Here is a 12,060-nt window from a genome sequence, read left to right as displayed (position 1 = left end):
CAGCTTTGCTAATGGCTGCCCAAAGCCGCACAACAAGATCAACATCACGAGCAACAGCTTCCGCCCTGAAGGGCGGGTTACTTTTGTCTTGGCAAAAGTAACCAAAACCGTTCGCTCCTGACGCGAGCCGCCGCTGCGCGGCGGTGCCCTGTGCTCCTCGGCAATCAGGGGACGTCGCCCAAACTCGCTGCGCTTCGCTCCGCTCAAACAGTGGGCGACTCTACGCCCCTGATTCCCTGCGGTGCTCGGCTCGCTTTAAGTCGCTGGAGATCAAGAGCGCAAGCAACGGCAAAGGCAGCGGCAAGCGGAAAGGGCGATGGCGGGTCAAGAACATCGTCATCCCGGCGAAAGCCGGGATCCAGGCCAGGAGTGCTTGGGCACTCCTTCAACGTTGACCCATTCCCACGTCATTCCAGGGAACGCTGGGATCCATTTGCTTCTGCCAGCGCTTTATGGCGACGAGCATTGCGAGCGCCAACGTACTCGCCCGCCCCGACCCTCACCCCAACCCCTCTCCCGGTTGGGAGAGGGGCTCTAAGGCGCCGTCATTCCAGCGCAAGCTGGAATCCATCTGCTGTTGCTGTTGTGCTGCTGCTGTGCTGCTGTTGTGTTGCTGTTGCTGTTGCTGTTGCTGTTGCTGTTGCTGTCGAACAGCCGATCAGTTCACTAGCCCCGAAGGGCGCCGCACAGGATGTGCGGCGGTGAGCGCTGAGCCATGGATGGCGAATCGCGAATGCGCCTACTCGCTTTCCGGTCGTGGGATTGATTTGTCGGGGAACTGCCCTTTCTTTTGGTTACTTTTCTTTGGGCAAGCAAAGAAAAGTGACCCGAGCGCCGCAGGCGATCGGAAGCTTGGCGGGTGATTCTTCTTTGCTCTTCGACGCCACGGGTAAAGCGTTGAAAGTCCCTGGATTCCCGCCTTCGCGGGAATGACGAGCAAGGGCAACGCGCAACCGCAACGACAAGATCAAGATGGATTCCAGCTTTCGCTGGAATGACGGTGATGTAACTCACCGCTGCCGGAGGGCCCGGATGTTACGGGCCTGGGTCCCGGCTTTCGCCGGGATGACGCTGGTGTGGTTCAACGTGGCCGGAGTGCCCGACCGTCTTTCGCGGCATGGACCTCGCGAATGTTCGGGCGGACCTCCCGACCTCCCGACATCCTCCAGAACCACAGCAGCCTAAGCAGGCTCCCGCGCCCGCAGCGCCACTTCCACCGCGCGGAACACCGCACTCATCTGCAGCGGCTTCTGCAATACGGCGGCGACCGCATCGGACGGCAACGCGTCGTGGCGGAGCGGATCGGCCGGGTCGCCCAGCGTGATCACCGGCCCATCGAAGCCCGCATCGCGTAGCGCCAGCAGCAGGCTGACGGCGGAGAGCATCAGGATGTCGCTGTCGATGATGGCGACCGACGGCAGGCCCTCGCGAGCGAGCAGACGCAGCGCCGCGGCACCGTCGACGGCGATCTGCGGCTCGTAGCCCTGGCTGTCGAGCGCGTTCGCCAGCAGCGACAGGCGCGTGCCATCGCCATCGACCAGCAGGATGCGCTGGCCATTGCCCACGGCGAAACGCTCGCCGGCGGCATCGCCATCGGCACCGGGCGCGCGCAGCGGCAGGTGCAGTTCGAACGTGGTGCCCTGCCCGACTTCGCTTTCCACCACGATGCGGCCCTGCAGCGAATCGACGAAACGCTTGCACGACATCAGCCCGAGCCCCGTGCCGTCGGGCTTGGTGGTGAAGAACGGCGTGAACAGCCGCGCTCGTGTGTTCGCATCCATGCCGCAGCCGCGGTCGGAAATGCGGATGCACAAGTGATCGCCGCCCTCATGCGTGGCGCGGCGCGCGGACAGCCGAAGTTCGCCGCCTCGTTCCCTCATCGCCTGCACGCCGTTGAGCGCGAGGTTCACCAGGCACTGCTGGAATTCGATGTGGTTGCAGCGGATGACGAGGTCTTCCTCCAGCGGCTCGCACACCAGCTGGATGTCGCGCGGCAGCGTGCCCTGAAGCAGCAGCTGCACCGCCTGGAAAAGCTGCGCGACGGCGACGTCCTCGCTCGCCCGATGCGAGCCACGAACGAAAGCGAGCATGGACTCGGCCATCTCGTGGCCGCGCCGCCCGCTTTCGGCGATCAGCGACGACAGCCGATGGATGTTCGGATCGTCGCTGTAGGAGTTCAGCAGATCCGGCACGATCAGCAGCGGTTGCAGCACGTTGCGAAGGTCATGACTCAGGCCTGCGGCCAGCATCGCGAGGCAATCCAGGCGCTGCGAACGCATCAGCTCCTTCTCGGCGAGTTCGCGCTCGCGTGCGTTGCGCGCCTCGCGCACCGCACGCGCCACCGCGTTGGGCAGGCGCGCGGGATTCTGCTTGAGCACATAGTCGTTCGCGCCGCGATGCAACGCGTCGACCGCCGTTTCCTCGCCGATGGTGCCGGAGACGAAGATGAAGGGCAGCTCGGCATCGCGCTCGCGCAGGATGCGCAGCGCTTCCATGCCGGAGAAGCCCGGCAGCGACAGGTCAGACAGCACCACGTCGAAGCGCTCGCGGGCGAGCGCGTCGCGCAGCGCGGGCTCGCTGTCGACGCGATGGAACCGCGCCTGCAGCCCGGACTCCAGCAACTGCTCGCTGAGCAGTTCGGCGTCCTCGCTGCAGTCCTCGACCATGAGGACGCTCAGCGGGCCCAGCGTCGATGGCGTCCCTTTGGACTGCATGCTCAGACCGGCTGCTGTCCAGCGCGCTCGGGCGCCTGGTTGATGACGGCCCAGAACGTGCCGAGCGTCTTCACCGCCTGGAAGAACTGGTCGACATCGACGGGCTTGACCACGTAGGCGTTCACGCCCATGTCCCAGCTGCGGGCCAGGTCGCTCTCCTCACGCGAGGACGACAGGATCACCACCGGCAGGCAACGCAGGTGGTCGTGCTCGCGGATGGCCTGCAGGACTTCCAGGCCGTCCATGCGCGGCATCTTGATGTCGAGCAGCAGCACGGCCGGCATGCCCTCGCCCCGATCGGCGAATTTGCCGCGACGCAGGAGGTAATCCAGCGCCTCGACGCCGTCCTCGACGTGCACGATGGGATTGATGAGGTTGGCCTCGCGCAGTGCGTCGATCGCCATTTCGGCGTCGGCCTGGCTGTCTTCGGCGAGGAGGATGGTGCGGTAGTCGGTCATGCGGCGGTTCGCTCGTAAGTGGGCGCGTCCAGCGCCGCGGGAAGGGTGAAATGGAAGGTGGTGCCGGCATCGGGCGCGGATTCGGCCCAGATGCGGCCGCCGTGGCGCGCCAGCACGCGGCGCACGCTGGCCAGGCCGATGCCGGTGCCGGGGAATTCGGTCGCCTTGTGCATGCGCTGGAACACGCCGAACAGCTTGCTCGCGTACGCCATGTCGAAACCGGCGCCGTTGTCGCGCACGCTGAATTCGTGCGAGCCGTCGTCGAGCATGCGATGCGCGACCTCGATCGTCGCCACGTCCCGGCGCGATGAGTACTTCACCGCGTTGCCCAGCAGGTTGGTCCACAGCTGGCGCATCATGTTTTCGTCGGCGACCAGGATCGGCAGCGGCGCGATGCGCCATTCCACGCGCGGCGCCCGCGCTTCGGCGCCGGCATCGAGCATCGCGCGCGTTTCGGCCACGACAGACTGCATGTCCACCGCCTGCAGGCGCAGCGCGCTGCGGCCCAGGCGCGAATACACCAGCAGGTCGTCGATCAGCTGCGACATGCGTCGCGCCGAACTGCCGATGACGTCCAGGTAGTGGTGCGTCTTCTCGTCGGCGCTTTCGGACAGGTGCCGCGCGAGCTTGTCGGAGAAACCAGCGACGTGGCGCAGGGGCGCGCGCAGGTCGTGCGAGACCGAATAGCTGAAGGCCTCCAGCTCGCGGTTCACTTCCGACACCTGCTCGACCTTGCCTTCCAGCTGGCGGTTGAGTTCGGCGATCTTCTGGTTGGTGGCCTTCTGCGCGGAGACGTCGGAGATCGTCATCAGCACGACGTGGTCGTCGACATCGGGCAGCGGCATGCGGCGCGCGTTGAGCAGCACCGTGCGCGACGGACCGTCCGGCTGCTTCTGGTCCTGTTCGAAGTCCCACAGCTCGCGGCCGCGCTGCAGCACGTCGCGCAGGCGCTGGCGCAGGACCGGATCGTCCCATGCGCCGTGGCCGATGTCGGACAACGACAGCGACACGCCGTCCCCCTCGATGCCGTACATCTCGGCGAACGCGGCGTTGTGCATCACGATGCGCTGGTCGTCGTCGAACAGCACGATCGGCTCGCGCACCGTCTGCAGCACCGCCATCGCGCGGGCGCTGGCCTGCGTGGAGCGTTTCTCGGCGTTGATGCGGCTAGAGATCTGCCGTCCCAGCAGGAGCATCACGATGCCCATCAGGACCAGCTGCGCGGTCATCGCGCCCCAGCCGAGCCAGGTGGCGTGGCGCCGCTGCTGATCGGCGTCGAAGTTCCGGCGCGCCAGCAGGTCGCGTTCGTTCTTCCGCATTTCGTCCAGCGCCGGGCGGATCGCGAAACGATCGGCCAGCGGCGCGAGGATCTGCGCGCTATGGACCGCACCGCCGCTCGCCGTATCGCGCAGGAGCTCGTCCATGACGTCCATGCGGTTCTCGACCAGCTCGCGCAGGCGGCCGATCAGCACCTGCTGCGCCGGGTTGTCGGCGGTGAGCACGGTCAGCCTGTCGAGGTTCGGGCCGACGGCGGCCTTGCTTTCGGCATAGCGCTGGCGCGTCAACGGCCGGTCGTGGCCCAGTGCGATGGACATGGCGGCCGATTCGGCGTCGCGCACGCTCAGCGCGAGCGAGGCCACGGATGCCTCCACCTCGTGCGTGTGCGACACCGCGTCCGCCGCCGCGAGGTTCTGCTCGGACAACCGCTGCAGCAGCAGGAAGGGCGCGACCATGATCAGGACGATGCCGGCCGCCAGAAGCGGCAGCCTCCATCGGCCCCACGGGATGCGAGTCGTGACTGGTTCCATCTTTCCCCGGTACCGGCGAATGGCCCGCCGGCAAACTGATTCGAGACGTGCAGCTCCACTGCATGCGCGCCTGAACACGCGCCGTGAAGCGCGCCGATGCTAGCCGATGGCGGCGCGTGCGTCAGGTGAAGGCCGCGTGCGGCGCTTTGCCGTATCGGGTCGGAGCGTCGCGGCGCGGCGGCGCAAGGGCCGGGCTTCACTTGCCGTCCTCGCCCGGTGTGGTCACCTTTGCACCCTGGAAACACCGTGGACCCACGCCATGAGCAAATTCCATCGCGACCACGAGGGACTGCCCGAGGCCGACACCCGCAAGGGCGAGCTGCGCAAACCCGACGACCGCGACGATCAGCCCGGACAGGGCGCGGACCTCACCCCACCGCTGCGGGACACGGCGCTGGACGCCGAGTACGACCTGCCCGACAACGGGACGCCCTCGCAGGCCGAGCGTTGATCGCAGGACGTGGCGTTTTGCACGGAAATTTAACGGCGGGCGCACTAGGCTCGTCGCCGCACAGGGGGAAGTGACATTGGTCGACGCGATTCCCACGCCGCGTGATACGGGCGTGGACTTTGGCGATGTATCCGTTCGCGGGCTCGACGACGAGTCCCGCCAGTTCGCGCTTCTCATCGGAAGCGTGACGGACTACGCCATCTACATGCTCGACCCCAACGGCGTCATCCGCAGCTGGAACCCCGGCGGCGAACGCATCAAGGGCTACACCGACCGCGAGATCGTCGGCCAGCATTTCTCCCGCTTCTACACGCCCGAGGACATCGTCCGCGGCGAACCGCAGCGCGGCCTGGAAGCGGCGCGCACCGAAGGCAAGTTCGAGGCCGAAGGCTGGCGCCTGCGCAAGGACGGCACGCGGTTCCGCGCCAGCGTGGTGATCGACCCGATCTGGCAGGACGGCGAACTGATCGGCTTCGCCAAGGTCACGCGCGATGTCACCGAACGCTACGAGGCGATGCTGCGCCTGCAGGCCGCGCAGAAGGCGCTGGCCCAGTCGCAGAAGCTGGAGGCCATCGGCAAGCTCACCCTGGGCCTGGCGCACGACTTCAACAACCTGCTGACGGTCATCGTCAACAGCCTGGACCTGATCGGCCTGAAGAACACGCAGGACGCGCGCACGCTGGAGTGGATCGAAGCCGCGCAGCGCGCCGCCGATCGCGGCACCCTGCTCACCCGGCAGCTGCTCGCGTTCGCGCGCGGCCAGAACCTGGCGCCGGAACCCCACGACATCAACGACCTGCTGTCGCGTTCGTCCGAGCTCTACCGCCGCGCATGCGGTGCATCGATCCGGTTCGAGTTCGACCTGTCCGATGATGCGCCGTCGCTGGAAGTCGACGCCGCCCAGTTCGAGGCCGCCGTGCTCAACCTGGTCGCCAACAGCCGCGACGCGATGATGCCCGCCGGCGGCACGATCACGGTGCGCACGCGCCGCACGAAATGCACGCGACCCGAAGCGCCCGACGAGGGCGATCGCGAGTACGTCGTGGTCGAGGTGATCGACGATGGTTCGGGCATGAGCAGCGAGGTCGCGGAACGCGCTGCCGAGCCGTTCTTCACGACGAAGGAAATCGGCAAGGGCAGCGGGCTGGGCCTGAGCCAGGTGTTTGGTTTCGCCGCGCAGTCCGGCGGTTTCGTGCTGCTGCAGAGCGAGCCCGGCCAGGGCACGCAGGTGCGCATCCACCTTCCCGCACAACTGGCGCCCGCGGGCGACGCCGCGAACGGAGAAACAACCGATGTCTGAGGTACGCGTCCTGCTGGTCGAGGACGAGGACGATCTGCGCCTGCTGATCGGTGAAGCGCTGCGCATGACCGGCTACCGCGTCAGCACCGCCGCCGACGGCCCGCAGGCGGTGACCGCGATGGAGCGCGAAGCGTTCGACGTCGTGGTCAGCGACGTGAGTATGCCCAACGGGATGTCGGGGATCGAGCTGTCAGACCACGTCGCGCGATTGCAGCCGCACGCGCGCGTGATCCTGGCGTCGGGCTTCGCGCGCGCGCAGCTGCCGGCGCTTCCGGGGAACGTGATCTTCCTGCCCAAGCCCTACCGTATCCCGCAACTGCTGGCGCTGCTTCCCGAGCGCGCCGAGCCGGGCGATGCACCACTGCCGGCGTGAAGACTGAAGTTGTGCCCGCTTCGGCCGATATCGAAAGGTGATGCCGATGTAACCGTGTCCGCGCGGCGATGCGCTCACAACGTTGTCACCGTCGGACGCACTGAATAGAACGCACCGAAAGGTCCCGGACCGCTGCCGGAAGAACACGCGACGCGATGCCTCCCGACGAACGCTCCCGTCCCGCCAGTCGCCGCACGCAATCGGCCGCCGCCGTGCTCGGCTTCGGACTGGCGCTGGCGGTGGTGCTCGCCGCGACGTTGTTCGCCGTCGCCGCGTCCGATCGGAGCAACCGGCTCGAAGCGGCCGAACGGCAGAACCTCGCGCTGGCCGCCGGCGCCGAGCGCCTGGTCTGGCTGCAGCTGCGCAACCTCGAACGCGCGATGCGCGGCATCTCCAACGATGTGCAGGGTGTCGCCGTTGCCGCACCTGAACACCTGCCGCAGCTGATCACCGAGTTCTTCGCCGGCGTCTCCCAGCGCCAGCAGGAACTGGAAAGCCTCGAGCTCACCGATGCGCAGGGCCGCCCCATCAGCAGCGGCCGCGGCGAGCCGGACCTGCCGAACTGGCCGGATCGCCGCACGCCGCAGCCGCATGCGCAGTCGATGTTTGTCGGCCCGCTCGCACAGCATCGCGGCCAATGGCTGCTGCCGCTCGCCCTACCGATGGACGATGGACGCTGGATCGTCGCTCGCCTGCGCACGACCGAACTGCAGAAACTGGTCATGCACCTGGATGCCGACCGCATCCACCTGATCCAGCTCGCCGGGACCGACGGCCGGCTGGTCGCCGACACGCGTGGCGAGCAGTACGTCGGCCAGCCCGACGATGCCGTCGTGCCGACGCAGGTCGAACCGAAGCTGATGGCAGAGGACGATGACGACCACCGTGACGGCGTGTCGCGCATGACCGTCAGCGGACTGGTGCCCGACTACCCGCTGCATGTCGACGTCGCCATCGCGCGCGGGTACATCCTCGCGCCGTGGTGGCGCCTGGTCGCGGCGGGCATCGCGCTCTACCTGCTGTACCTGGGGGGCCTGGTGTACGTCGTGCGCGTGGTCCGTCGCAACGCGCGGGCGAACGCGCAGATGGTCGAACGCCTGACCGAAGCGGCCGACAACCTGCGCCGCGCACAGCAGCTTGGCCGAACGGGCACGTGGATCGCCGACCGCAACGGCACGATCTGCTGGTCCGAACCGGTCAGCGACCTGCTCGGCCTGCCGGAAGGACAATCGGCCGCGACCATCGGCGAGTTCTACGCGATCGTGCATCCGGACGACCGCGAACGGTTGTCCCAGCACTTCAACGAGGCGTGGCGGACCGGCGCGCCGTACTCGCTGGACTATCGCATCATCCGTGGCGACGACGCCCGCGTGCGCTGGATCTCCGCGCGCGGCGCCGCCACGCGCGACGACGACGGCACGGTCGAAATGGCCGGAACCGTGGTGGACGTCACCGATCGCATCGAGGCGCAGCTGGCGCTGGAGGAAGCCGAACGCCAGTTCCGCCTGCTGTTCGAGCGCAACCCGCTGCCATTCTGGGTCTTCGACGTACGCACGCTGCGCTTCCTCGAAGTGAACCAGGCAGCGATCGACCAGTACGGCTACTCGCGCGAGGAATTCCTCGCGATGACCATCTACGACATCCGCCCCGAAGAGCATCGCGAAGAGGTCGCCAACGACCTGGCGAACCATCGCCCCGGGGATCGAGACGAGATCCGCCTGTGGGTGCATCGCCGCAAGAACGGCCGCCTGCTGGAAGTGCGCATCCACGCAACCGACATCGATTTCCGCGGCAATCCCGCACGGCTGGTGTTGGCCGAGGACGTCACCGATCGCATGGCGCAGCAGCGCGAGCTGGCCTATCGCGCGAGCCACGACATGACCAGCGGCCTGCTCAACGCCGATGCGCTGGCGCAGCGCGTGGATGCGTTGCCGTCTGGCCCGTGCCGCATCGCGTGCGTGCAGTTGCGCGGGCTGGAACTGATCGAGGACAGCCTCGGCCGCGAAGCCGGACACGACACGCTGCGCGTCATCGCCACGCGCATCGCGCGCCTGGGCGAGCGCTTCGGCGTGGCCGGGCACGTGCGCGGCGAGGAGTTCGCGCTCGCGGTGCATCCGGTGGAGGCTTGGGGTGAAGCGCTCGAATGCCTTCAGCAGGAACTCGCGCGACCGATTCCTGGCGAGGACACGCTGCACCGGCTGGAATCGTGGATCGGCGTGTCCGACATGCGCACCGGCGACGACGAGGCAGTGCAGGCGATCAGCAACGCGGGGCTGGCGGCGCACGTCGCACGCACCGAGCATCGGCCAATCGTCGTGTTCGAGCCGGGCATGGCGCGCCACGCGAGCGATCGCCTGCGACTGGCCGGCCGCATCCACCGCGCGATCGACGCAGGCGAATTCGAACTGCATTTCCAGATCCTGTGGGACGTGGCGTATTCGCGCCCGGCGGGGCTGGAAACGCTGATCCGCTGGCCGCAACGCGGTGGCGGTTACCTGCCGCCGTCGGAATTCATCGGCCTGTGCGAAGACACCGGCCTGATCGTGCCGCTCGGCCGCTGGGCCCTGCGCGAGGCGGCCGCCGCGCACCGCCTGCTCGAACGCGCCGGCTTCCCCGGACTGCCGGTGGCGGTGAACGTGTCGCTGATGCAGTTCCTCGATGGCGACATCGCGCACGACATCGAAAGCGTGCTGCGCGAATACGAACTGCCGCGCGGCGCGCTGCACATCGAACTGACCGAAAGCGTGCTGATGACGCGTCCGGAACAGGCGCTGGAAACATTGCGGCGATTGCAGTCGGCAGGCGTCTGCCTGTCGCTGGACGATTTCGGCACGGGCTTTTCGAGCATGTCGTACCTCAAGCAGCTGCCGCTGGATGCGATCAAGATCGACCAGTCCTTCGTGCGCGACGTGCATCGCGACGAGCGCAGTGCGTCGATCTGCCAGGCGTTGCTCGCGCTCGGCCACGGACTCGGGCTGGAGGTCGTCGGCGAAGGCGTGGAAACGCGCGCGCAATACGAATGGCTCGCCATGCACGGCTGCAACCAGGTCCAGGGCTTCGGCATCCATCGTCCGGCACCGCTGGCGCAGGCGATCGAAACGCTGCGCGAAATGCGCGAGTGGGTGGACGGGCCGTGGCAGGCGTTTGCGACGGAGGGGTGAGCCTTCCTTTCGGCAGCTACAAGCAACGAGCTTTCGCAAGCGCCAGCGTGATCGCATGCCCCGACCCTCACCCCAACCCCTCTCAGCTCTGCACTCCCTTCGGTCGCCGGAGGGAGAGGGGCTTAGGCGCGCCGTCATTCCAGCGAAAGCTGGAATCCATTTGCTGTTGCTGTTTGCTGTCGAACAGCCCATTCATTGCTAGCCCCGTAGGGCGCCGCACAGGATGTGCGGCGGTGAGCGCTGAGCCATGGATGGCGAATCGCGAACGCGCCTACTCGCTTTCCGGTCGTGGGATTGATTTGGGCAAATGGAAGGCCCTTTCTTTTGGTTACTTTTCTTTGGGCAAGCAAAGAAAAGTGACCCGAGCGCCGCAGGCGATCGGAAGCTTGGATTGTGATTCTTCTTTGCTCTTCCAGGCTTCAGGTAAAGCGTGGAAGTCCATGGATTCCCGCCTTCGCGGGAATGACGAGCAAGAGCAACGGCAACTACAACGGCAACGGCAACGGCAAGATGGATTCCAGCTTTCGCTGGAATGACGAACAAGAGCACGCGCAAATCAACAGCAACAGCAACAACAAAAAACCCCTCCACCATCCAGCAGAGGGGCCGTGCAGTCCACCCGCGAGAACCGCAGCGTTATCTCGCCGCCGTCGCCCGCGACAGATCCTGCTGGATCGTCACCGCCTGCCCGGCTTCGATCCGCTCACCGCCGCGCACGATCAGCCGGTCGCCCGGCTTCACCGCGCCCTGCACTTCCACCAGGCCGTCGACCTCCGTGCCGGTTTTCACCGGCAGGCGTTCGGCCGTGTTGTTCGATGCCACGCGCAGCACGTAGTCGCCATCGCGTCGCAGGATCAGCGCGTCGCGCGGCACCGCGACCACCGAACGCCTGCCCGAATCGGGCATGCCGACGTCCACCGCGGTGCCGACGGGAAGTTCGCCGTCCTCCATCGCGATGCGCAGTTCGAGCTGGCGCGACGCCTCGTCACCGACCGGCACCAGCGCACTCACCGGATGCGTGCGGGTACCGCTCTTCTCGGCGGTCCCACGCTTGCCGACGCTGACTTCCACCGGCATGCCGACCGCCAGATGCTGCGCCAGATCGACCGGCGCACGAACGCGTACTTCCTGCGCGCCGGTGTCGACCAGCCGCGCGACCGGATCGCCGATGCCGACGTATTCGCCCAGCTGCACGGAACGCTCGGCGACCACGCCGTCGAACGGCGCGCGCACCACCATCTGCGTGCGGCGAAGCCGCGTCTGCGCGAGCAACGCCTGCGCACGCGCAAGGTCCTGCGCGAGCATGTCGCGATCGGCGCGCGTCTGTTCGTACTGCGCACGCGCGATGTTCTGCTGCGCGGCGAGCTGCGCATAGCGCTGCTCCTGCCGCGCGGCCATCTCCAGTTGCGCCCGGATGCGCGCCACGTCCGCTTCACCCTGCTGCTGTTGCAAGGCCAGCGTGCTGTCGTCGAGCACCGCCAGCGGTTCGCCTGCGCGCACCTTCTGCCCGACTTCGGCCACGCGCACGACGCGGCCGTCCTGCTCGCTGGCGACCTTCGCATCACGGCGGCTGATCACGCTGCCCGGCGCCCAGTGCATCGGCGCCAGCTCCGTCGTCACTGCACTTGCAACGCCGACCACCGCCGGCGGCGTGGCGGGCTTGGCGGGCGGCGTCGCCTCGACTTCCCAGCGGATCAGCGGAACCAGCAGCACGGGCACCAGCGCGAGGACCAGGATGATCCGGCCGGGCAGGCGGGACGACGGCTTACGGGACTTGAACTTCATTGCATGCCTC

9 protein-coding genes are annotated in these 12,060 nt (G+C 67.3%); 5 read left to right on the top strand and 4 right to left on the bottom strand.

The features are described from left to right. Positions 1–1,181 precede the first annotated feature (1,181 nt). From DX912_RS17735 to DX912_RS17725, 3 genes are read right to left on the bottom strand one after another with little or no spacing between them, the layout of a single operon-like run. Entirely contained in the window at positions 1,182–2,714 is a 1,533-nt protein-coding gene (locus DX912_RS17735; protein ID WP_233433640.1) for a response regulator, read from the bottom strand. A gap of 2 nt (positions 2,715–2,716) precedes the next feature. Further along, a complete protein-coding gene (locus tag DX912_RS17730) occupies positions 2,717–3,172 on the bottom strand; it encodes a response regulator (protein ID WP_115844866.1) in 456 nt (151 codons plus the stop codon). Then, positions 3,169–4,980 carry a sensor histidine kinase gene (locus tag DX912_RS17725; protein ID WP_115844864.1) on the bottom strand — a complete coding sequence of 604 codons (1,812 nt, stop codon included), beginning with the start codon at positions 4,978–4,980 and terminating at the stop codon, positions 3,169–3,171. Before DX912_RS17725 ends, DX912_RS17730 begins: the two co-directional genes overlap by 4 nt. 259 nt (positions 4,981–5,239) lie before the next feature. On the opposite strand from DX912_RS17725, the gene DX912_RS17720 reads away from it, so the two are divergent. The 5 genes from DX912_RS17720 to DX912_RS18250 all read left to right on the top strand — a co-directional run bounded on the left by DX912_RS17720 (position 5,240) and on the right by DX912_RS18250 (position 10,801). Further along, the gene (locus DX912_RS17720; RefSeq protein WP_115844862.1) at positions 5,240–5,431 is read left to right on the top strand and encodes a hypothetical protein; all 192 of its coding nucleotides are present in this window, start codon (positions 5,240–5,242) and stop codon (positions 5,429–5,431) included. Positions 5,432–5,543: 112 nt separating this feature from the next. After that, positions 5,544–6,731: a two-component system sensor histidine kinase NtrB gene (locus tag DX912_RS17715; RefSeq protein WP_233433641.1), complete on the top strand. Its 1,188-nt coding sequence runs from the start codon at positions 5,544–5,546 to the stop codon at positions 6,729–6,731. Then, positions 6,724–7,104 carry a response regulator gene (locus DX912_RS17710; protein ID WP_115844860.1) on the top strand — a complete coding sequence of 127 codons (381 nt, stop codon included), beginning with the start codon at positions 6,724–6,726 and terminating at the stop codon, positions 7,102–7,104. Before DX912_RS17715 ends, DX912_RS17710 begins: the two co-directional genes overlap by 8 nt. Positions 7,105–7,259: 155 nt before the next feature. Continuing rightward, positions 7,260–10,265, top strand: a complete 3,006-nt coding sequence (locus tag DX912_RS17705; RefSeq protein WP_115844858.1) for a bifunctional diguanylate cyclase/phosphodiesterase — start codon at positions 7,260–7,262, stop codon at positions 10,263–10,265. Positions 10,266–10,516: 251 nt separating this feature from the next. Next, on the top strand, positions 10,517–10,801 hold the full coding sequence (locus DX912_RS18250) for a hypothetical protein (protein WP_147298676.1): 285 nt from the start codon (positions 10,517–10,519) through the stop codon (positions 10,799–10,801). A gap of 100 nt (positions 10,802–10,901) precedes the next feature. On the opposite strand, the gene DX912_RS17700 is transcribed toward DX912_RS18250, so the two are convergent. Next, complete coding sequence (locus DX912_RS17700) at positions 10,902–12,050, bottom strand: efflux RND transporter periplasmic adaptor subunit (protein WP_115844855.1); 1,149 nt, start codon at positions 12,048–12,050, stop codon at positions 10,902–10,904. Between the last annotated feature and the right edge of the window lie 10 nt (positions 12,051–12,060).

This window comes from Lysobacter soli (assembly GCF_003382285.1).
Taxonomy (GTDB): domain Bacteria; phylum Pseudomonadota; class Gammaproteobacteria; order Xanthomonadales; family Xanthomonadaceae; genus Lysobacter_J; species Lysobacter_J soli.
The sequence above is the reverse complement of the archived record's forward strand: the minus strand, read 5'-3'. Positions and strand labels throughout refer to the sequence as shown.

Bases quoted from the DNA above. Each gene is read 5' to 3' on its own strand.
- DX912_RS17735 (WP_233433640.1), bottom strand. From the start codon at position 2,714: ATGCAGTCCAAAGGGACGCCATCGACGCTGGGCCCGCTGAGCGTCCTC.
- DX912_RS17710 (WP_115844860.1), top strand. From the start codon at position 6,724: ATGTCTGAGGTACGCGTCCTGCTGGTCGAGGACGAGGACGATCTGCGC.
- DX912_RS17705 (WP_115844858.1), top strand. From the start codon at position 7,260: ATGCCTCCCGACGAACGCTCCCGTCCCGCCAGTCGCCGCACGCAATCG.
- DX912_RS17730 (WP_115844866.1), bottom strand. From the start codon at position 3,172: ATGACCGACTACCGCACCATCCTCCTCGCCGAAGACAGCCAGGCCGAC.
- DX912_RS17700 (WP_115844855.1), bottom strand. From the start codon at position 12,050: ATGAAGTTCAAGTCCCGTAAGCCGTCGTCCCGCCTGCCCGGCCGGATC.
- DX912_RS17720 (WP_115844862.1), top strand. From the start codon at position 5,240: ATGAGCAAATTCCATCGCGACCACGAGGGACTGCCCGAGGCCGACACC.
- DX912_RS17725 (WP_115844864.1), bottom strand. From the start codon at position 4,980: ATGGAACCAGTCACGACTCGCATCCCGTGGGGCCGATGGAGGCTGCCG.
- DX912_RS18250 (WP_147298676.1), top strand. From the start codon at position 10,517: ATGGCGAATCGCGAACGCGCCTACTCGCTTTCCGGTCGTGGGATTGAT.